Origin of the sequence: Embleya sp. AB8, assembly GCF_049739465.1 — a bacterium.
Classification (GTDB): Bacteria; Actinomycetota; Actinomycetes; order Streptomycetales; family Streptomycetaceae; genus Embleya.
Genome location: NZ_JBMHHY010000036.1, coordinates 1 through 21,253, shown reverse-complemented (window position 1 = coordinate 21,253; position 21,253 = coordinate 1). Strand labels below are relative to the sequence as shown.

Here is a 21,253-nt window from a genome sequence, read left to right as displayed (position 1 = left end):
GCACGCCGGGGCTCAGGCCGCGGCGTCCGCCGCCTGCGTTCGGCGCACCCAACCCGAGATGCGCCAACCCAGTTCGAGCAGCGCGGCGCCGACGATCGCGATGCCGATCGCCTTGCCGTTGTTGCCCTGGTCCTGCGGGTGGAGTGCGAAGAAGCGGGCCACGAACGGGACGTAGAGCGCGATCAGGAAGGCGCCGATCATCGCCGCGATCAGCACGATCTTCCACCACGTGTAGGGGCGGGCGACCATCGCCAGGATCCAGATCGCGACCAGGAACAGGGTGATCACCGCGGTGGTGCGGTCCTGGTCGAGGTCGGACGCCTGGTTGAGGTGGGCCAGCCAGTAGGCCAGGAAGGTGGCCGCCGCGGCCACCACGCCGCCGGGGATGGCGAAGCGAAGCACACGCGGCACGAAACCGGCGCGGGCACGTTCGGTGTTCGGCGCCAGGGCCAGGAAGAAGGCCGGTACGCCGATGGTGAGCGTGCCGATCAGGGTCAGGTGCCGGGGCAGGAACGGGAACACGACCCCGGCGACCCCGGTGAGCAGCGACAGGAGCAGCGCGTACACCGTCTTGACCAGGAACAGGTTGGCCACTCGCTCGATGTTGCCGATCACCCGGCGACCCTCGGCCACCACCGAGGGCAGCGTGGCGAACCTGTTGTCCAGGAGCACGATCTGCGCGACCGCCCGACTGGCCCCGCTGCCCGAGCCCATTGCCACGCCGATGTCCGCGTCCTTGAGCGCGAGTACGTCGTTGACCCCGTCGCCGGTCATCGCGACCGTGTGGCCGCGGGCCTGGAGGGCGGCCACCATCGCCCGCTTCTGCTGCGGGGTGACCCGGCCGAAGACGGTGTGGTCCGCCAGGGCCCGGCCGAGTTCGGCCCGGTCGTCGGGCAACCGGCGGGCATCCACGGCGTGTTCGGCGCCGGCCAGGCCGAGTTTGCCGGCCACCGCGCCGACCGAGAGGGCGTTGTCCCCGGAGATCACCTTGGTCGCCACGTCCTGGCTCGCGAAGTAGCGCAGCGTCGCGGCGGCGTCCGGGCGCAGCCGCTGCTGCAGCACCACCAGGGCGGCCGGCCGGGCCCGGGCGCCGGCCTCGTCGGTCAGCCCGTCGGCGGTGGCCAGGAGCAGCACCCGCAGCCCCCGCGCGCCCAGTTCGTCCACCTCGGCGAGCACCGGGTGGCCCTCGGGAAGCAGTACGTCGGGCGCGCCCAGCAGCCACGTGCCGTGGCCGGCGAAACTCGCGCCGCTCCACTTGCGGGCCGAGGAGAACGCGGCGATCTCGGTCACCGGCCAGTCCGGCGGCGCCGGATATGCGTCCACGATCGCCTGGAGGCTGGCGTTCGGACGCGGGTCCGAGCCGCCGAGGGCGCCCAGCGCGGCGTCGATCGGCAGCGCGGCGTCCAGCGCCCGGACCTCGCCGACGTCCATCCCGCCCTCGGTGAGGGTGCCGGTCTTGTCCAGGCAGACCACGTCCACCCGGGCCAGCCCCTCGATCGCGGGCAACTCCTGGACCAGGCACTGCTTGCGACCCAGGCGCACCACACCGACCGCGAAGGCGACCGAGGTGAGCAACATCAGGCCCTCGGGGACCATGGTGACCAGTCCCGCGACCATGCCGCGCAGCGCGTTGGGCAGGCCGTCGTGGGTGCGCAGTTGGCTGATGATCAGCAGGATGCCGACCGGGATCATCAACCACGTGACGTAGCGCAGGATCCGGTCCAGGCCCTTGCGCAGTTCCGAGTCGACCAGGGTGAACCGACCGGCCTCCTCGGCGAGTCGGGCGGCATACGCGTCGCGGCCGACCTTGGTGGTGCGGAACGCGCCGTTGCCGGCGGCCACGAAGCTCCCGGACATCACCCGGTCGCCGACCTGCTTGCGTACCGGGTCGGTCTCGCCGGTCAGCAGCGACTCGTCGAGTTCGAGCGCGTCCGCCTCGACGACCGCGCCGTCCACCAGGACCTGCTCGCCGGCGCCGAGTTCGCAGACGTCGTCGAGCACCAGTTCGCGGGCGGACAACTCGATGGTGCGCCCGTCCCGGCGCACGCGCGGCTTGGCCTCGCCGACCACGGCGAGCGTGTCCAGGGTCCGCTTGGCGCGCAGCTCCTGGATGATGCCGATGGCCGTGTTGGCCACGATGACCAGGCCGAACAGGCCGTCCTGGGGCGGGCCGACGATCAGGATCAGCACGAACAGCGTGCCGATGATCGCATTGAACCTGGTGAAGACGTTGCCCCGGACGATCGCCGTGGTGCTGCGACTGGACCGGGTCGGCACATCGTTGACCCGACCGCCCGCGACACGTTCGGCGACCTCGGCGGTGGTCAGCCCGGTGCTGGTGGCGGAGGCATCGATCATGCCCTGAAGTTACGTCAGGGAATGTCGGATTTTGTGGCTATTCGGGGGTGGGTTGCGGGGCGCGTCCGGTCCCGCACTCGGCCCGTACTCGGTCGTCCCGACTCAGTCGTCCTGCGCGCTCTGCAGTCGGCGGCAGTACCAGAGCCCGAACAGGCCGAGCCCCGAACCGGCCAGTGCGCACCACGGCCACCAGTCGCGGCCGTCGTCGGCGAGCGAGTCGCGCATGAACCACGCGAGCACGAACAGCGCGAACCAGATCAGGCTGCCGACCGAGACGAGCTTGATGATGTCGCCCTCGTGCGGGGGCGGCGGTGGCCGCATCCCGGTGTCCGAGGCCGGGGGTTCCGGGTCGGCGGGCGACGACTCGGGCGGGTCGGCGACGGCGGCGAACTGCGCGGTATGGGTGGTGGGGGCGCCCAGGGCCGGGTCGGTGGCCGGGTCGTAGGCGCTCGCGCCGGCGTAGTCGGCCGCCCGGTGATCGCCCGAGTCGTAGGCGTCGGGCTCGAAGGTGGGCGACCCGGCCGGGTAGCCGCCGGATTCGTACGCCGGCTCCGCCGGGGGTGCGTAGTCCGCCGGGGCGTAGTCGGTGGGTGCGTAGTCCGTCGGCGGGTACGGCTCCGCGCCGTAGGCCGGGTAGTCGCCGCTGCCGGGGGCGCCCGCGTCGAACGTGTCCTCGACGGGACCCGGCGTCGTGCCCGCCTCCGGGCGCGCGCCGCCCGGGTCGTCCGGATCCGGCGAGGTGCGCCGTCGTTTCCCGCTCCCGTGCCTGCTCACGAAAACAAGGCTACTTGGCCGCCGATCCGGATCCCGCGCGTGCCCCGACGAACAATCGGAGGGACCGGTTCCGATTTCGGCTGTGGCGTCTGGCACTCTTTTGCGGGTCTCCCGGTACTCGTCCCCACCGTGCCGTGTGCGTGTCTCGACTACCCGTTCCCACGCTCCGAGGATTCCGCATGCCCCGCCAGGCCCCCGACGCGACCGCCCCCGAGGTTCCCGCCACGCCGAGGAGCGCTCTCGACCGCTTCTTCGCGATCTCCGCACGCGGTTCGTCGCCGCTGCGCGAGATACGCGGTGGGCTCGCCACCTTCTTCGCGATGGCCTACATCATCGTGTTGAACCCCATCATCCTCGGGTCGGCCCAGGACAAGTTCGGCCACCACCTGTCCCAGCCGCAGCTGGTCACCGCGACCGTGCTGGTCGCGGCGGTGATGACGATCCTGATGGGCCTGATCGGCAACATGCCGCTCGCGCTGGCGGCCGGGCTCGGGATCAACGCGATGGTCGCGTTCCAGATCGCGCCGCAGACCACGTGGGACGAGGCGATGGGCCTGGTCGTGCTGGAGGGGATCGGGCTGCTGATCCTGGCCGCGACCGGGTTGCGCGAGGCGATCATGAACGCCATCCCGCTCGCGCTCAAGCAGGCGATCGGGGTCGGCATCGGCCTGTTCGTCACCCTGGTCGGCCTGGTCAGCGCGGGGGTCGTGACCCGTGTTCCGGACCAGGCGAACAGCACCGTCCCGGTCGCGCTCGGCGCCGGCGGCACCCTCGAGGGCTGGCCGGCCGTGGTCTTCTGCTTCGGCCTGCTGCTGACGTTCGTCCTGGTGGTGCGCAAGGTGCCCGGCGCGATCCTGATCGGCATGATCGCCTCGACGGTGCTCGCGGTGATCGTGCACAACGCGGCCGGCCTGGACAAGTCGGTCTGGGGGCTGACCGCGCCCGAGGCGAACGGCGTCGTGGACACGCCCGACTTCGGACTGATCGGCCACGTGGACCTGTTCGGCGCGTTCGGCCGGGTCGGCTTCATCACCGCCTCGTTGTTGATCTTCACCCTGCTGCTGTCCAACTTCTTCGACGGCATGGGCACGATCATCGGCGTCAGCCGCGAGGCCGGACTGCTCGACGAGCAGGGCAAGGTGCCCAACCTGGGCCGCATCCTCACCGTCGAGTCGGTCGGCGCGATCGCCGGTGGTGGTGCCTCGGCGTCCTCCAACACGGTCTTCGTCGAGTCCACGGCGGGGGTCGGCGAGGGGGCCAGGACCGGCCTGGCCAACCTGGTCACCGGCGGCTTGTTCGCGCTCGCGCTGCTGTTCACCCCGCTGGCCAAGCTGGTGCCCGCGCAGGCCGCCACCCCCGCCCTGGTGGTGGTCGGCGCGCTCATGATGACGCAGATCAGGCACATCGAGTGGGACGACATGACGATCGCCGCACCGGCGTTCGTGACGATCGCGCTGATGCCGTTCACGTACTCGATCACCACCGGGATCGGCGCGGGCTTCGTGCTCTACGTGGTGCTGCGTACGGCGGTGGGCAAGGCGCGGGAGATTCCGCTGCTGTTGTGGATCGTCTCGGCGCTGTTCGTGGTGCACTTCGCGATCGACCCGATCGAGCAGGTGCTGGGCGTCAAGTAGCGCCGCCGCCGGCCCTCGGGGCGGGTTCCGGGTCGCTCGCATGGCGGCTGGGAATATCCCGTTCGGGCAAAGCATTGGAAGTTAGCGAGAGTAAAGAGTTAAGCTAAAAAACGTGTCCCTGTCCGAACCCGACCGTGCCACGGTGGCCGCCCTCCGTGCCTCGGTGTTGAAGCTCTCTCGCCGGCTGCGCAACCAGCGCGCCGACGAGACGCTGAGTCCCACGCAGCTCTCGGTGCTGACCGTGCTCGTGGTGCGCGGCGCCATGACTCCGGGCGAACTCGCCCGGCAGGAAAAGGTGCAGCCGCCGTCGATGACCCGGGTGATCGCCGGCCTGGAGGAGCGCGGCCTGGTGCGCCGCGAACCGCACGCCGACGACCGCAGGCAGGTCGTGGTCTCCGCGACCGAGCCCGCCGCCGCCGTGGTGGAGGAGAACCGCCGACTGGGCAACGCCTGGCTCGCGGAGCACCTCGCCCGGTTGACGCCGGAGGAAACCGAGGCGTTGCGAGCGGCGCTGCCGGTGCTGGAGAAGCTCGCGCAGGCCTAGTCGTTCGGCGCGCCCCGCGTCGCGGTCGGTTCGGTTCAGGGACGGGTGTACATCCGGCCCAGGCCGATCCGTACCACGAAAGGGGCGCCCGTGGCGGCGACAGCCGGCACCTTCTCATCACTTCGAAACCGCAACTTCCGACTCTTCGCCGCCGGTCAGACGGTGTCCAACACCGGTACCTGGATGCAGCGCATCGCCCAGGACTGGCTGGTGCTCAAGCTCACCGGCAGTGCGACCGCGCTGGGCGTGACCACCGGCCTGCAATTCCTGCCCATGCTGCTGTTCGGCCTGTGGGGCGGCGTGATCGCCGATCGTTACCGCAAGCGGCTGCTGTTGATCGGTACGCAGACCGTGATGGGTCTGCTCGCCGCCGTGCTCGCGGTGCTGGTGTTGAGCGACGCCGTCCAGGTGTGGCACGTATGGCTGTTGGCCTTCGGGCTCGGCATGGCCACCGCGGTGGACAACCCCGCGCGGCAGGCCTTCGTGATCGAGATGGTCGGCCGCAAGGACCTGGCCAACGCGGTCAGCCTGAACTCGGCCAACTTCCAACTCGCCCGGATCGTCGGCCCCGCCGTCGGCGGGCTGCTGATCACCGCGATCGGCACCGGCTGGGTGTTCGTGGTCAACGCGGTGTCCTACATCGCGGTCCTGCTCGGCCTGCTGGCGATGCGCGAGAGCGAACTGCGCACGATGCCGGTGGTGCCGCGCGAGAAGGGGCAGTTGCGCGAGGGGCTGCGCTACGTGCGCGGCAAGCCGGATCTGTTGGTGGCGATCGCCCTGGTCGGCTTCATCGGCACCTTCGGCTACAACTTCGCGGTCACCCTCGCGGCCTTCTCCAACGACGTCTTCCACGCCGGACCCGGCTCGTTCGGGCTGCTCAACACGGTGTTCGCGGCCGGCTCGCTGGCCGGTGCGCTGTTCGCGGCCAAGCGCGGTCGGACCCGGTTGCGGGTGCTGGTCGGCGCGGCCGTCGTGTTCGGTCTCCTGGAGACGATCGCCGCGCTGATGCCGGGCTACTGGAGCTTCGCGCTGCTCCTGGTGCCGATCGGGATCGCCGGGCTGACCTTCAATACGGCGGCCAACTCGACCGTGCAGCTGGGCAGCGATCCGGCGATGCGCGGGCGGGTGATGGGCATCTACATGCTCGTGTTCATGGGCGGCACGCCGCTGGGCGGTCCGCTCACCGGCTGGCTCGCGGAGAGTTTCGGACCGCGGACCGGGTTGTTCATGGGTGGCCTGATCTCGTTGGTCGCGGCGCTCGTGGTCGGCGTGCTGCTCGCCCGGCATGCGGGAATTCGGCTGCGGCCGGGCAGCGTGGTGCGCGCGATGCGGCCCGCGCCGGTCGCCGTCACGGCGACACGGTCCGAGTTCGGTAATCCTGTGGTCAAGATCTGACACAGCGTCAGTACGTGTGTGCGACACACCATTTCTTGACGCGGGATTCACACGCACGGGTGACGCACGCCATCGACACGTCACCCGAACCGCTGGAATTCTTGACGAATGGACTACGTGCGGTTCCAGCACCTGTTCCAGGCGGAGGGCCTTCGCCTGGGCCAGGCGGCCGTCACGGACATGGACGCGCCGGTACCGTCCTGTCCCGGTTGGACGGTCGCCGACGTCGTACGACATTCCGTGCTCATGTACACCAGCGCCACCGGGCAACTGAGCCCGGAGCACCGTCCGCAGTCGGACGGCGAGAGCACCAAGGGGGATCTGCTCGACACCTACACCCGGGCACACGCGGCGCTGGTCGCCGAACTGGCCAGGCGGGAGCCGCAGGATGCGATCGAGGGCGAGACGCTCGATCCCGGGCCGGTCGAGGTCGCCGAGGGCGAGCGGCCCGAGCCGGGCACGGCCGGCTTCCTGGTCCGCCGGATGGCACGCGAGGCCGCCGTGCACCGCGCCGACGTCGAGATGGCGGTCGGCACCCCGGGACCACTGGACGCCCAGCAGGCGCTCGACGGCATCGACGAGGTGCTCGGTGTACTGCTGCCGGCGCACTACGACGGCGGCGCGCGCGACGGCGCGAGCGGGCGCACGATCGGCGTGCACAGCAATCGGCACCACTGGCGGCTCACCATGCAGCACTCCGGCGTCACCATGTCGCGCGAACCGGGCTTCGCGGACGCCGCGGTCACCGGGGAGCCCGCCGAACTGTTGCTCTACCTGTGGGGCCGACGGCCCGGCACGGTCGTGTCGCAGACCGGGGACCGCACGGTGCTCGCGGCCTTTCGCCGCCGGCTCGCCGCCTCGATGGTGTGATCCGACGGCGGACGGGTGCGGCCGGAATTCGGCCGCACCCACCGGCCGCGTAGGCTCTGGGGCGTGAATCCCCGCACCAGAACCCGCGTCGTCACGGCCACCCTGGCCCTCCTGCTCATCGCCGTGATCATCGGCGCGTTGATGCGCTAGTGCGGCACCAGCCGCAACGGTTGCCCGGGCCGGCCCGCCGATCGGGCATTCGAACCGGATGTCGAACGGGCCGGCAGGCTGGACCCATGACCCGGAGCAGCGCGTGACGCGCGCGATACGCAGCCGACTCCGCGCCCGTGGCGCCCTGTTCGCGGCCGGCGCGCTGGTGGCCGCGCCGGTCACCGTATTCGCGGCGGCCGGGTCGGCGGCGGCCGATTCGGACGTGCTGTTCACCATCGAGGACGACCGGATCACCGAGTCCAGCGGGTTGGTGGCCAGTGCGCTGCACCCGGACGTCTACTGGACGCACAACGACAGCGGGGACAAACCCCGGGTCTTCGCGATCGGCAAGGACGGCGCGACCAAGGCGACCATCACGCTGGCCGGCGTGGACGCGCGCGACTGGGAGGCGATCACCGTCGGCAAGGACGACGCCGGCAATCCGGCGCTGTTCGTCGGCGACATCGGGGACAACCACCGGGGCCGATGGCCCGAGGTGTGGATCTACCGCTTCACGGAACCCACGACGCTCGCCGACGCGACGATCAAGCCGACGAAGTTCCGGGTGCGCTACGACGACGGCCCGCGCGACGCCGAGGCGCTGCTCCTCGACCCGCGTACGAACAAGCTCTACATCGCGAGCAAGGAGGCCGAGGGCGGCCTGTACGAGCAGCCCGAGCAACTCTCCACCACCGGGCTCAACACGTTCCGGCGGATCGCGGCCGGCGGTGCGATCGTCACGGACGGGGCGTTCGCGCCGGACGGTTCGCGGTTCGTGCTGCGCGGCTACTTCTCGGCCACGGTGTTCGCCGCGCCGGGGCGGGAACTGGGCGGGGTGAACGTGCCGATCCAGCGCCAGGGCGAGTCGGTCGCCTGGAGCCGGGACGGCCGCGAGTTGTTGTTCGGCAGCGAGGGCAAGCGGAGTCAGGTCCGCCGGGTGGTGCTCGCCGGCGACAACCGCCCGGATTCGGTGCGCAGCGCGCCCGGCGGGACGGTGCGGCTCGGTACGCAGACCGGCGAGCCGACCGCCGCCGCCACCGCCGACAAGGGCGACGCCCGGTTCGGGGTGGGGAAGGCCAAGGCGTACGGGCCGGGCCTGTTGGCGGTGGCGGGGCTGGTGGTGTTGTTCCTGCTCGGCCGCCGGGTGTTCCGGTGGCGCAGGCGCGGGAAGGCCTGACCCGATCGACGAAGGGCCGCCGCTCCGGGGCGGGTTCCCGGAGTGACGGCCCTTCAGGTGTGCGGCAGGTGGATCAGAGCTGCTCGATGACGAAGTCGACGCACGCGGTCAGCGCCTCGACGTCGGCCGGCTCGACGGCCGGGAACATCGCCACGCGCAGCTGGTTGCGGCCCAGCTTGCGGTAGGGCTCGGTGTCCACGATGCCGTTGGCGCGCAGCACCTTGGCGACCGCCGCCGCGTCGATCGAGTCGGCGAAGTCGATCGTGCCGACGACCTGCGAACGGGCTGCCGGGTCGGCCACGAACGGGCTCGCGTACGCGGACTTCTCGGCCCACGCGTAGAGCCGGCCCGACGAGTCGGCGGTGCGCGCGACGGCCCAGTCCAGGCCGCCCTGCCCGTTGATCCAGTCCAGCTGGTCGGCGAGCAGGAACAGGGTGCTCAGCGCCGGCGTGTTGTAGGTCTGGTCCTTGACCGAGTTGTCGATCGCGGTGGCCAGGTCGAAGAACGGCGGGATGTACCGGTCCGACGCGGCGATCCGCTGCGCGCGCTCCAGCGCGGCCGGGGAGAACGCGGCCAGCCACAACCCGCCGTCTGCGGCGAAGTTCTTCTGCGGCGCGAAGTAGTAGACGTCGGTCTCGGCCGCGTCCACGGGCAGCCCGCCGGCCGCCGAGGTCGCGTCGACCAGGACCAGCGCACCCGGGTCGGCGCCGGCCGGGCGGGCGATCGGCATCGCGACACCGGTCGAGGTCTCGTTGTGGGTCAGGGCGTAGACGTCCACGCCCGCCTCGGCCTGCGGCAGCGGGTGGGTGCCCGGCTCGGACTTGAGTACGGTCGGCTCGGCCAGCCACGGTGCGGCCTTGACCGACGTGGCGAACTTCGAGGAGAACTCGCCGAACGACAGGTGCTGGGACTTGCGCTCGACCAGGCCGAACGCGGCGATGTCCCAGAAGGCGGTGGCACCGCCGTTGCCCAGGACCACCTGGTAGCCCTCGGGCAGGGAGAACAGGCTGCCGACACCTTCGCGAACCCGGCGGACCAGGTTCTGCACCGGCGCCTGCCGGTGGGAGGTGCCCAGGAGAGAGGTACCGGTCGCCGCGAGAGCGGCGAGTGCCTCGGGGCGTACCTTGGACGGGCCCGAACCGAACCGGCCGTCGGCGGGCATGAGCGCTGCGGGAATCTGGATCTCGGCCACGCGGAGAGCGTAGTCGTGTCCGATTCGTGGGTGATGTGTATTCCGCACAATGAGACGATCGTGGCCGGCATGTGGCGCGGGGCGTCTCGGCGGGTGGACGGTCGGGCCCTCGGCGGTCGCCGGTTCTGCGGTTTTCGCCCGGTCGGGAGGCGGCTCGGGTGAGGATGGCGTGGTGACGGCACGGTTCGGGGATCTCGAAGACGCGTTGCGGGCCCGGGTGCGCGGGGAGGTGCGGTTCGACGCGCAGGCGCGGGCGCTGTTCTCGATGGACGCCTCCAATCACCGCGCGGTGCCGCCGGGGGTGGTCGCGCCACTGGACGCGGACGACGTACTCGCGGCGCTGGCGGTGTGTCACGAGCGGGGCGTACCGGTGACCGTGCGCGGCGGTGGGACCAGCATCGCGGGGCAGACGACGGGCAACGGACTCGTGCTCGACCTCGGCCGGCATCTGACCCGGATCCACGACGTGGACCCGGTGACCCGGATCGCGCATGTCGAGCCGGGTGTGGTGCTGGACGACCTGCGGCGCGCGGCCGGCCGACACGGGCTCACCTTCGGCCCGGATCCGGCCACGCACAGCCGCTGCACGCTCGGCGGGATGATCGGGAACGACGCGTGCGGGTCGCACTCGGTGGCCTGGGGGCGGACCGGCGCTCAGGTCGAGTGGCTGGACATCGCGACCGTGGACGGGGTGCGGATGCGGGTCGGCCGGGACCGGCCGGTGCCGACCGCGGGCCGCGCGGCGGAGATCCACGCGGCGCTGGCCGAGTTGGCCGACGTGAACCTGGCGCTGCTGCGGCGCGGCTTTTCGGCGCTGCCGCGCCGGGTCTCCGGATACGCGCTGGACCGGTTGTTGCCCGAGCACGGCCGCGACGTGGCCCGGGCCCTGGTCGGCTCGGAGGGGACCTGCGTGGTGGTGCTCGGGGCCGGCCTGCGGCTGGTCGAGCCGCCGAGGGCGCGGGTGTTGGCCGTGCTCGGCTTCCCGGACGACTTCGCGGCGGCCGACGCGGCGCCGGGGTTGTTGCCGCACGGGCCGCTGACCGTGGAGAGCCTGAGCGCGGGTCTGGTCGCGTTGGCCGGCTCGGCGCACGATGTCGAACTGCCGCCGGGCGCGGCCTGGTTGTTCGTCGAGGTCGGCGCGGACACGGTCGAGGAGGCGATCGTGCGGGCACACGCGCTGGCCGGTGCCGGGCCGGCGCGGGTGGTGGTGGATCCGGCCGGGCAGCGGGCGCTGTGGCGGATCCGCGAGGAGGCGGCGGGGACCGCGACCAGGATGGCCGACGGCGCCGAGGCGTGGCCGGGCTGGGAGGACACTGCGGTACCGCCGGAGCGACTGGGCGCGTATCTGCGCGAGTTGGCCGAGCTGATGACGCGGCACGGGCTGCGCGGATTGCCGTACGGGCACTTCGGCGAGGGTTGCGTACACATCCGAATCGACTTCGATCTGCTGTCGGCGCGCGGGGTGGCGGCCTATCGGGTGTTCTCCTCGGACCTGGCGGACCTGGTGGTCGCGCACGGCGGGTCGTTGTCCGGGGAGCACGGCGACGGGCAGGCGCGGGCCGAGTTCCTGCCGCGGATGTACGGGCCGGAGATCGTCGAACTGTTCGGCCGGTTCAAGGCGATCTGGGATCCGGCCGGGCTGCTGAACCCGGGCATCCTGGTTCGTCCACACCCTGTGGACGGCAATCTGCGTTTCACCGGGATGCGTACGCCGGTGTCGGTGGAGTTCGGCTACCCGGCCGACGGCGGCGACTTCGCGGCGGCGGTGCGGCGCTGTGTGGGGGTGGGCAAGTGCCGCGAGTCGGCGGACAACACGTCCGGCGGGGTGATGTGTCCGTCGTACCGGGTCACCGGCGCGGAGGCGCACTCGACGCGCGGGCGGGCCCGGATGCTGCACGAGATGTTGATCGGCGAGGTGATCACCGACGGCTGGCGGTCCACCGAGGTGCGCGACGCGCTCGACCTGTGCCTGTCCTGCAAGGGCTGCCGCAGCGACTGCCCGGTGGATGTGGACATGGCCACCTACAAGGCCGAGTTCCTGCACCACCACTATCGGGGCCGGGTGCGGCCGGCGGCGCACTACGCGCTGGGCAACCTGCCGGTGTGGGCGCGTGCGGTGGGCGCGGTGCCGGGGTTGGCGGGGGTGGTCAACGCGGCGGCGGGGGTGCCGGCGCTGCGGCGGGCGGCGCTCGGGCTCGCGGGCCTGGACCGGGCCCGGCCGATTCCGCCGCTCGCGGCCGAGCCGTTCACCCGGTGGTGGCGCGATCGGCCGCGGGTGACCGGGAGTTCGCGTCCTCGGGTGGTGTTGTGGCCGGACACCTTCACCAACCGTTTCCGCCCCTCGGTCGGCCGAGCGGCGGTCGCGGTCCTGGAGGCCGCCGGGTTGGAGGTGGTGGTCCCACCGGGCCCGGTGTGCTGCGGCCTGACCTGGGTCTCGACGGGCCAACTGGGCATCGCGCGACGGGTGATGACCCGTACGCTGCGTACGCTGCGCCCGGCCCTGGCCGCCGGCCTGCCGATCGTCGGCCTGGAACCGTCGTGCACGGCGGCGCTGCGTACCGACGTCCCGGAACTGCTCGGTCTCGGCGACGCGGCGACCAAGGGCCTGGCGGAGTCGGTCAAGACCTTCGCCCAGGCCCTCGAGGACCTCGCGCCGAACTGGTCCCCGCCCCGGCTCGACCGCGAGGTGACGGGCCAACTCCACTGCCACCAACACGCGGTGCTCGGCGACGGCCCGGACCGCAGGCTGCGCGCCCGGGCCGGCCTGACCGGCACCCTGGCCGGCGGTTGTTGCGGCCTGGCCGGCAACTTCGGCTTCGAGGCGACACACGCCGAAGTCTCCCGGGCGGTGGCCGAGGACCGCCTGCTCCCGACCCTGGCCGCCGCTTCCCCCGACGCGACGACCCTGGCCGACGGCTTCAGCTGCCACACCCAGATCACCCACCTGACCGACCACAAGCCGGTACATCTGGCCGAACTCCTGGCCGGGGCGTTGCCGCCGGCCGCAGTGCACACGAAGCCGGCTCGAACCCGCCGTCCCTGACCCCCGGCGGGGACCGGTCGGCCCGGTCCCCGCGTCGGGGTCGGTCAGACCAGGTCGCCCGGGTCGGTGTTGGCGCCGCACAGTATTACCGCGACCTTTTCGCCTTCGGCCGGGGTGTACGCGCCCGTGGAGAGCGCGGCCAGGGCGGTGGCGGCGGCGTGTTCGACGACGATGCGGAAGTTGTCCCACAGGGCCTGGCGGGATTCGATGATGGCCCGGTCGGAGACCAGGACCGAGAAGGCGCCGGTGCGTTGGGCCGTGGCCAGGGCCGTTTCGGAGACCCGGCGTGCGCCCAGCGAGTCGGCGGCGACCGAGTCGATCGGGACGTCCACCACCTTGCCGGCTTCAAGCGCGGCGTTGAGGGCCCGGCAGTGGTCCGGCTCGACCGCGACCGTGCGGATCCCGTGCTCCTCGGCGGCGGTGGCCACGCCCGCGAACAGGCCGCCGCCGCCGACCGCGACGATGATCGTGTCCAGCTTCCCGGGCACACTCGCGAGGATCTCCGGAACCAGGGTGCCTGCGCCCGCTGCGATCAGCGGATTGTCGTACGCGTGCGACATCAGCGCACCGGTCTCCTCGGCGAACCGCCGGGACGCCTCCAGGGCGTCCGCGTACTCGCGTCCCACCAGCAACACGTCGGCGCCGTACGAGCGCAGCCGCTCCACCTTGATCCGCGGCGCGGTCTCGGGCAGGAACACGGTCGCGGTGACCCCCGCGCCGCGCGCCGCCCACGCGCAGGCCAGGCCCGCGTTGCCGCCGGAGGCGATCACGACACCCGCGTCCGGCATCGTGCCCGCCTCGACATGCGCGGTGGTGAAGTTCGCCGCGCCGCGCGCCTTGAACGACCCGGTGTGCTGGATGTACTCCAACGCCAACCACACGTGCGGCGAAGGATGGATCGGCATCACGGTGACCGGCTGGGTCAGCCCGACGATGCGCTCGGCGGCGTTCCTGATGTCGCCATAGGTCAGTTCCGGCGTGGCGGTATCCATGACGGACGACCCTATGCGCTGTCCGCCCGCCGACGGGGGCCGAACCCTCCGCGAGGACGCCGGTGAACGTGCCGATCACGTCGGGGTCGGGGGGCACGGCTGTGGCCCGGCGGGGCCTGCGGGCAGGTCGGGGGACGCGAAACCCCGCTCCCGGGTTCGGGAGCGGGGTTTGGTGGAGCGGACCGGTCAGTGCTTCAGGGTGCGGACCGTGTCGTCGTAGCCGGGGACCTCGGTGATCGGGCGGGTGCCCGGGCCGATGTAGCGGGCGGCCGGGCGGACCAGGCGCGAGGTGCGCTTGTGCTCCAGGATGTGTGCGCTCCACCCGGCGGTCCGGGCGCAGGTGAACATCGAGGTGAACATGTGTGCCGGCACCTCGGCGAAGTCCAGCATCACCGCCGCCCAGAACTCCACGTTGGTGGCCAGCACCCGGTCCGGGCGCCGGGCCTGGAGTTCTTCGAGGGCCGCCTTCTCCAGCGCCGCGGCCACCTCGTAGCGAGGTGCCCCCAGCTCCTTGGCGGTCCGTCGGAGCACCCGCGCCCGGGGGTCCTCGGCCCGGTAGACCCGGTGGCCGAAGCCCATCAGGCGCTCGCCGCGGTCCAGGACGCCCTTGACATACGCCGTGGCGTCGCCGGTGCGCTCGATCTCCTCGATCATGTGCAGCACGCGCGAGGGCGCACCACCGTGCAGCGGGCCGGACATCGCGCCGACCGCGCCGGACAGACACGCCGCGACATCGGCGCCGGTGCCCGCGATCACGCGCGCGGTGAACGTCGAGGCGTTCATCCCGTGCTCGGCCGCCGACGTCCAGTAGGCGTCCACCGCCTTGACGTGCTGCGGGTCCGGCTCGCCGCGCCAGCGGATCATGAAGCGCTCGACGATCGTCTGCGCCTTGTCGATCTCGCTCTGCGGGACCATCGGCTTCTCCAGGCCGCGGGCCGACTGGGCGACGTACGACAGCGCCATCACCGCGGCCCGGGCGAGGTCGTCCCGCGCCTGGGCGTCGTCGATGTCGTGCAGCGGTTTCAGACCCCACACCGGGGCGAGCATGGCCAGCGCGCTCTGCACGTCCACGCGGATGTCGCCGGAATGGATCGGGATCGGAAACGGTTCGGCCGGCGGCAGGCCGGGGTTGAACGCCCCGTCCACCAGCAGGCCCCAGACATTGCCGAACGAGACGTGGCCGACGAGGTCCTCGATGTCCACACCTCGGTACCGGAGCGCGCCACCCTCCTTGTCGGGTTCGGCGATCTCCGTCTCGAACGCTATGACTCCTTCGAGCCCGGGTACGAACTCGGACATCAGGCGGCTCCTCATGCGATCTCGACTGACTTGTGGCCGGGTCCTTCATACCCCGGGCCGGCACACGATGTCTTCCCCGAGCCAGGCCGGGGCGCATGGTGCCGATCAGGCTCCGCACCTGGGGTCCGCCGGTGATTCGGGGAGGTGTTCCGCTCGGTCCGGGCGAGGCCGGGGATGGTGCCTCGCCTGAAACATGGTCCGATCGTAAGTCCGTCGATCAGGATATCTCTCGATATCGAGACGACCTACGCCGGAACACGCCGAGGCGAGTGAGGTCCGGCACAACCCGAAACGGGTTCGAATACCCGGACGTCACCCGGTTGGGGGTGGTTGCCCCGGCAACGGGCGCCGAGTGGTAGTCGTTGTCCGTGGAGTTCACCGAACTGGCCGCGATGCGTCGCCAGTACCGAGGCGCGGGCATCGACGTCGGCGCCCTGCCGCCGACCCCCTTCCCGCTGTTCGCCGCGTGGCTGGCCGAGGTGGCCGCGGCCGAACTGCCCGAGCCCAACGCGATGGTGGTGGCCACCGCGACGCCGGAGGGCCGGCCCAGCACCCGCACCGTGCTGCTCAAGGACTTCGACGAGGACGGCTTCGTCTTCTATACGAACTACGGCTCGCGCAAGGGCGGCGAGCTGGCCGCGAATCCGGCGGTGAGCCTGCTCTTCCCCTGGCATGCGCTGGCCCGCCAGGTGATCGTCACCGGCTCCGCCGAACGAGTGGCGCGGGAGACCACCGCCGCCTACTTCCGCTCCCGGCCGCGTGGTTCGCAAATCGGCGCCTGGGCCAGCGAACAGTCCGCGGTGGTCTCCGGGCGCGAGCAGTTGGAGAAGCGGTACGCGGAGGCCGAGGCCGGGTTCGCGGGCATCGACGACATCCCGGTGCCGGAGTTCTGGGGTGGTATCCGGGTCCGGCCCGACGCGGTGGAGTTCTGGCAGGGGCGCGAGAACCGGATGCACGACCGGCTGCGCTATCGACGCGAGGGCGACCCGGGATCGCGATGGTGGGTCGAACGGCTGAGCCCGTGAGCCGACCGGCTCAACGGTGATCGGACCGGACCGGACCGGACCGGAACGACAGCGACCCGCAGGTCGCTTCTCCGTGCACCTCGGCGAGGTGGCACGAAGGCCGGGGGACGATCCCGGCGACCTGCGGGTCGGGTGTCTGCCTGGTGTTGCCGGCCGCCTGCCTGCGTCCGTCGCGGTGCACTCACGACGGGGCCTGCCGAGCCGGAAAACCGGAGTGGCGGCTAGCGGGCAGCCACCTCACGCGTCCGAATGCTATGCAACTTCAGACCACCTCCTCTCCCGTGTGCCAGTGAGGTTAGATCGGCGCCAGGACCGGTGCAACGGGTTTTCGGGGTGCCGGATCCCACAGCGGAATCAGGAATAGATGCAGGGCACATTGGGATTGGATAGCGCGGGTGCCCACTGCCTCGAAGCGCCTTGCCAAAGCCGTGCTCGCGGATGTGACCCCCCTGCGCGAGTTCCCCTACTTCCGCCGCCTGTGGTTCGGCCACTCGGTCTCCTCGCTCGGTCAGCAGATGACCGCGGTCGCGGTGGCGATCCAGGTGTATGACCTGACCGGGTCCAACTTCGCGGTCGGCCTGGTGGGCCTGTGTTCGGTGGTCCCGCTGATCGTGTTCGGCCTGCTCGGCGGCGCGATCGCGGACAGCCGGGACCGCCGACTGGTCGGCCTGGTCACCGCGACCGGGTTGTCCTCGGTGTCGATCGTGCTGGCCTTACAGGCGTTTTTGGACCTCGGTCAGGTATGGCTGCTGTACGCCGCCGTGGCGGTGCAGTCCGCGTTCTTCGCGGTGAACAACCCGGCGCGCAGCTCGATGATCCCCAAGCTGCTCCCGGCGGACCGGCTGCCGGCGGCCAACGCGCTCAACTCGATAGCCATGGCGCTCGCGATGACGGTCGGGCCGATGCTCGGCGGCCTGGTGATCGGCCTGTGGAGCTTCCAGGCCGCCTACCTGATCGACGCGATCGCCTTCTCCGCCGCGCTGTACGCGATGTGGCGACTGCCCGCGATGCCGCCCACCCGGGGCGCGGACGGGCGCAAGCGGGCCTCGGTGCTCGACGGGCTGCGGTTTCTGCGCGGGCGCCCGAACATCCGGATGGTCTTCCTGAGCGACATCGTCGCGATGGTGTTCGGCATGCCCCGCGCACTGTTCCCGGCGATGGCCGCGACGCTGTACGGCGGCGGTGCCGGCACGGTCGGGCTGCTCGTCGCGGCACCGGCGGTGGGGGCGCTCGCGGGCGGCCTGTTCTCCGGCTGGCTGGGGCGCGTGCAACGGCAGGGCCGGGCGGTGGTGCTCGCGGTGCTCGCGTGGGGGACGTGCATCGCGGTGTTCGGGCTCGGCGGGCCGTTGTGGCTCGGACTGATCCTGCTCGCCTGCGCGGGCTGCGCGGACACGGTCAGCATGGTGTTCCGGAGCACGATCATGCAGGTCGCGACCCCGGACGCGATGCGCGGGCGGCTGGCCGGAGTGTTCATCGTGGTGGTCGCCGGCGGGCCGCGGTTGGGCGACTTCGAGTCCGGGACGGTGGCCGCGCTGAGCACCGAGCGGATCTCGGTGATCAGCGGCGGATTGGCGTGCGTGGTCCTGCTGATCGCGCTGACGCTGCGCCGGCGCGGGTTCTGGCGCTACGACGCGCGCGATCCGCAGCCGTGAGCCGGTCGGCCGGGGTGTGCGCCCCGCCCGACCGGTGCGACCGGTGGCAGGATCAGTCGCGCGGCGCGATCCACACCTGTTCGGCGTGCGCGGCCGGGCGGCCCTCGGCGTCGTAGAGCGTGGTCGCGGTTCGTACCTTGCGCCCCTCCCGACCCAGTCGCCGGCCGAGCACCACGCACGGCTCGTCCGGGTAGGGCAGCGCGTACACATGCGCCGTCATCCGGCCGAGCAACAGCGCGGTGTCCGCGTCCATCCCGGTCCAGCCGCCGGGGCAGTCCAGCGCGGCCCAGACGAACTCGGGCCCGACCTGCTCGGTCCCGGGCGCGACCAGGGACGGATGCGGCGTCCACACACACGCGTTGGTGTCCGGGCGATCGGCGAGCATCCCGGGGAACAACCGCAGTCCGTCGCCCTCGGCGCGGGCGGTGCCGCATACGAAGCAGTCGGTGTACGGATTCCACGGGTCGAACCCGGCGAAGGTCTCGCTCGCCGCGCGCGCCTCGGCCGGGGTCACCGGGTCGATCGGGGCGGGCAGCGGCAGCGCCGGGTCGACCGGGACCGCCTCCGCGATCGGCCCGTCGGCGTCGAGCAACACCGTCGGCGCACCCGCCTCGGCTCCCCGCTCGATCGCCAGCGGCCGGTCCAGCGGTATCGCCCGGCGCAGCGTCACGGTCACCCCGGAGGCCGTCCCGCCGACCGCGCGGCCGGCCAGCAGGCCGGCCAGGTAGCCGCCGTTGCCCATGCCCGGCGGCCCGTTGAACCGGGCGGCGACCACGAGCGGGGGCGGCGCCGACCCCGGCTCGGGACGGTCGTGGGCGGGGGATCGTCGATCCGACGACTGGGACCGTGCGTTGGGCTGCACTGCCGGGTTCACCTCAGGTAGAAGATCCGGTCCGCGTGTTCGGCCAGCAACCGCTCGTTCCACGCGGCTCCGCCGTCGACGTTCGCGGACATGAACACCGGGGGTTCGACCCCCCGGGAGACCAACTGGCCGATCACGCCGACCATCAGCGTCTGCATCACCGCCGAGCACACCACGCCCGAGGTCGGGCCGATCCGCTGGGGTACGCCGTCCGCTTCGAGCGCGGCGTCGCCGGGCGGGACGGCGGTGTCCAGGACGATGTCGCAGTTGTCCAGGACCCGCGTGCCCGAGGGGTGGCGCGGCGACTCGGCCTCGCTGGCCACGACCGAGGTGAGGCCGACCACCAGCGCGCCGCGCTCGCGGGCCCGGCGGGCCATCTCCACCGGCAGGCCGTTGCGCCCGGACAGCGAGATCACCACGAGCGCGTCACCCTTGCGCAGGCCGGCGCCGTCGAGCACCGGGCCGGCCAGCTCGGCGAGCTTCTCCACCGCGCTGCTGACGGTGATCGGGCGGACCGCGAGGTCGTTGCCGGGGGCGATCAGCGGATTGGCCAGAATCAGGCCGCCCGCGCGGTAGATCACGTCCTGCGCGGCGAGCGCGGAGTGGCCGCCGCCGAACACGAACAACCGGCCGCCGGACGCGAGCGCGTCGGCGATCCGATCCGCGGCGCGGTCGATCGTGGGCAGTTCCACGTCCCGCAGCCGCTCCAGCAGCGCGATCGCCGCGTCGAGGTAGCGCGCGCCCAGCTCGACCATCCCCGGTCCTCCCGTTCGTTCGGTGCGTTCGGTTCGTGCGCGGTCGGTGTTGCGTACTTCGTGTTCGGTGCTTCGTGTTCCGTGCTTCGTATTCCGTGCTTCGTATACAGGGTCCGCCGTGCGTGGGCGGATCCGGCACCTTACCGCCGGATCGGCTCGCGGCGGTCGGGACGAGGGGTCTTTCGCCGCCGCGGCACCCGGGCGGCACGGATACCCGATCGGGGGATCCGCAGGAGGGTGGGGGCTTTCGGGATGGCAACGGCATATCGGAACGTTATGACCGTACGCACCCGACAACGTGGGCCCGCTCGGGCGGGCGACACGTACGGATGACGCGGCGGAGCGCGCGGGACGGCGCATTCGGGGGCTCGCCGCGAGGACCCGATCGGCCGGACGTCCGCATCGGCGGTCCAGGTGCGTCAGAATTGCCCGGCAGGACCACCAAGAACGGAGCCGCTGGTCGTGAGTGGACTCATCGACACCACGGAGATGTACCTCCGGACGATTTTCGAGCTGGAGGAGGAGGGTGTGGTCCCGCTGCGGGCGCGGATCGCGGAGCGGCTGGAGCAGAGCGGGCCGACCGTGAGCCAGACCGTGGCACGGATGGAGCGGGACGGGTTGTTGACGGTCGAAGGTGACCGTCATCTGGAACTGACCCCCGAAGGGCGGGGAATCGCGACGCGGGTCATGCGCAAGCACCGGCTCGCCGAGTGCCTGCTCGTGGACGTCATCGGGTTGCCCTGGGAACAGGTGCACGCGGAGGCGTGCCGCTGGGAGCACGTGATCAGCGAGCAGGTGGAACGTCGCCTGCTCGAACTGCTGCGCTACCCGAAGGAATCGCCGTACGGCAACCCGATCCCGGGCCTGGAGGAACTCGACCAGGAGCTGCACGCCGACTCGTTCAAGGAGGGCGGGTTGGTCACGCTGCTGGAGTCGGCGGGGCCGGAGGGGAAGAACGTCGTGGTGCGGCGGCTCGGCGAGCCGCTGCAGACCGACGCGCAGTTGATGTACACGCTGCGCCGGGCCGGGATTCGTCCCGGGGCGGTGGTGAGCGTGCACGAGTCCGCGGGCGGGGTGATGGCGGGCAGTGGCGGTGAGGCCGCGGAACTGTCGCCGGAGGTCGCGTCGCACGTGTTCGTGGCCGCGAGGTAGTTGCGGGGTTTGTGGGGCCCTCGGAGCCGGGTGTCGGGTTCGGGGGCCTTTCGCATGGGGTGGGCGGGGCTTTGCGGCGCCCACCCGCCCACCCGTACCGCCGGGTGGGAAGGCTGCGGTTTCACGGGCAGCGGGGTGGCGTGGTCGGGCCTCGCGATCTGGGTCGGGGGCGGCGGGGGTTTCGGGGGCGTGGGCGGCGAGTGGTTCGGGCCCGGACTCGGCTGTGCCCGTTGATTCGCCTGCGGTTTCACGGGCGGCGGGGTGGCGTGGTCGGGCGCCGCGACCTGGGTCGGGGGCGGCGGGGGTTTCGGGGGCGTGGGCGGCGAGTGGTTCGGGCCCGGACTCGGCTGTGCCCGTTGATTCGCCTGCGGTTTCACGG

Annotated in this window: 16 protein-coding genes; 9 read left to right on the top strand and 7 right to left on the bottom strand. The window is 71.9% G+C overall.

Features of this window, described 5'->3' with window-relative positions; translation table 11 throughout:
* Positions 1-12 precede the first annotated feature (12 nt).
* Together ABIA38_RS38930 and ABIA38_RS38925 are read right to left on the bottom strand one after the other, a co-directional pair.
* Positions 13-2,358 carry a cation-translocating P-type ATPase gene (locus ABIA38_RS38930; protein WP_424643691.1) on the bottom strand — a complete coding sequence of 782 codons (2,346 nt, stop codon included), beginning with the start codon at positions 2,356-2,358 and terminating at the stop codon, positions 13-15.
* A gap of 102 nt (positions 2,359-2,460) precedes the next feature.
* The gene (locus ABIA38_RS38925) at positions 2,461-3,132 is read right to left on the bottom strand and encodes a hypothetical protein (RefSeq protein WP_424643690.1); all 672 of its coding nucleotides are present in this window, start codon (positions 3,130-3,132) and stop codon (positions 2,461-2,463) included.
* A gap of 179 nt (positions 3,133-3,311) precedes the next feature.
* Here ABIA38_RS38925 and ABIA38_RS38920 point away from each other — a divergent pair, with 179 nt between their 5' ends.
* The 5 genes from ABIA38_RS38920 to ABIA38_RS38900 all read left to right on the top strand — a co-directional run bounded on the left by ABIA38_RS38920 (position 3,312) and on the right by ABIA38_RS38900 (position 8,902).
* Positions 3,312-4,766, top strand: a complete 1,455-nt coding sequence (locus ABIA38_RS38920) for an NCS2 family permease (protein ID WP_424643689.1) — start codon at positions 3,312-3,314, stop codon at positions 4,764-4,766.
* Between the two features lie 112 nt (positions 4,767-4,878).
* Positions 4,879-5,310, top strand: coding sequence for a MarR family winged helix-turn-helix transcriptional regulator (locus ABIA38_RS38915; RefSeq protein WP_424643688.1), 432 nt, complete (start codon positions 4,879-4,881; stop codon positions 5,308-5,310).
* A gap of 45 nt (positions 5,311-5,355) precedes the next feature.
* Positions 5,356-6,705 (top strand): MFS transporter, encoded by a 1,350-nt coding sequence (locus tag ABIA38_RS38910; protein ID WP_424643687.1) that lies wholly within the window; start codon positions 5,356-5,358, stop codon positions 6,703-6,705.
* A 108-nt stretch (positions 6,706-6,813) separates the two neighbouring features.
* Positions 6,814-7,575 (top strand): maleylpyruvate isomerase family mycothiol-dependent enzyme, encoded by a 762-nt coding sequence (locus tag ABIA38_RS38905; protein WP_424643686.1) that lies wholly within the window; start codon positions 6,814-6,816, stop codon positions 7,573-7,575.
* Between the two features lie 253 nt (positions 7,576-7,828).
* On the top strand, positions 7,829-8,902 hold the full coding sequence (locus tag ABIA38_RS38900; protein WP_424643685.1) for a hypothetical protein: 1,074 nt from the start codon (positions 7,829-7,831) through the stop codon (positions 8,900-8,902).
* A 73-nt stretch (positions 8,903-8,975) separates the two neighbouring features.
* Here the strand turns inward: ABIA38_RS38900 and serC are convergent, their stop codons facing one another.
* Positions 8,976-10,094, bottom strand: a complete 1,119-nt coding sequence (serC, locus tag ABIA38_RS38895; protein ID WP_424643684.1) for a phosphoserine transaminase — start codon at positions 10,092-10,094, stop codon at positions 8,976-8,978.
* A gap of 169 nt (positions 10,095-10,263) precedes the next feature.
* Here serC and ABIA38_RS38890 point away from each other — a divergent pair, with 169 nt between their 5' ends.
* Positions 10,264-13,137 carry an FAD-binding and (Fe-S)-binding domain-containing protein gene (locus tag ABIA38_RS38890; protein WP_424643683.1) on the top strand — a complete coding sequence of 958 codons (2,874 nt, stop codon included), beginning with the start codon at positions 10,264-10,266 and terminating at the stop codon, positions 13,135-13,137.
* Positions 13,138-13,181: 44 nt separating this feature from the next.
* Here the strand turns inward: ABIA38_RS38890 and ABIA38_RS38885 are convergent, their stop codons facing one another.
* Positions 13,182-14,129, bottom strand: a complete 948-nt coding sequence (locus tag ABIA38_RS38885) for a threonine/serine dehydratase (RefSeq protein ID WP_424643682.1) — start codon at positions 14,127-14,129, stop codon at positions 13,182-13,184.
* A gap of 186 nt (positions 14,130-14,315) precedes the next feature.
* Positions 14,316-15,428 (bottom strand): citrate synthase 2, encoded by a 1,113-nt coding sequence (locus ABIA38_RS38880; protein ID WP_424643681.1) that lies wholly within the window; start codon positions 15,426-15,428, stop codon positions 14,316-14,318.
* A 392-nt stretch (positions 15,429-15,820) separates the two neighbouring features.
* Here ABIA38_RS38880 and pdxH point away from each other — a divergent pair, with 392 nt between their 5' ends.
* The gene (pdxH, locus tag ABIA38_RS38875; protein WP_424643763.1) at positions 15,821-16,453 is read left to right on the top strand and encodes a pyridoxamine 5'-phosphate oxidase; all 633 of its coding nucleotides are present in this window, start codon (positions 15,821-15,823) and stop codon (positions 16,451-16,453) included.
* A gap of 395 nt (positions 16,454-16,848) precedes the next feature.
* Positions 16,849-18,105: an MFS transporter gene (locus ABIA38_RS38870; RefSeq protein ID WP_424643680.1), complete on the top strand. Its 1,257-nt coding sequence runs from the start codon at positions 16,849-16,851 to the stop codon at positions 18,103-18,105.
* A gap of 52 nt (positions 18,106-18,157) precedes the next feature.
* On the opposite strand, the gene ABIA38_RS38865 is transcribed toward ABIA38_RS38870, so the two are convergent.
* Positions 18,158-18,967 (bottom strand): hypothetical protein, encoded by an 810-nt coding sequence (locus ABIA38_RS38865; RefSeq protein WP_424643679.1) that lies wholly within the window; start codon positions 18,965-18,967, stop codon positions 18,158-18,160.
* A gap of 8 nt (positions 18,968-18,975) precedes the next feature.
* A complete protein-coding gene (locus ABIA38_RS38860) occupies positions 18,976-19,722 on the bottom strand; it encodes a sugar isomerase domain-containing protein (protein ID WP_424643678.1) in 747 nt (248 codons plus the stop codon).
* Between the two features lie 462 nt (positions 19,723-20,184).
* Here ABIA38_RS38860 and ABIA38_RS38855 point away from each other — a divergent pair, with 462 nt between their 5' ends.
* A complete protein-coding gene (locus ABIA38_RS38855; RefSeq protein WP_355538171.1) occupies positions 20,185-20,874 on the top strand; it encodes a metal-dependent transcriptional regulator in 690 nt (229 codons plus the stop codon).
* The last annotated feature ends 379 nt before the right edge of the window (positions 20,875-21,253 follow it).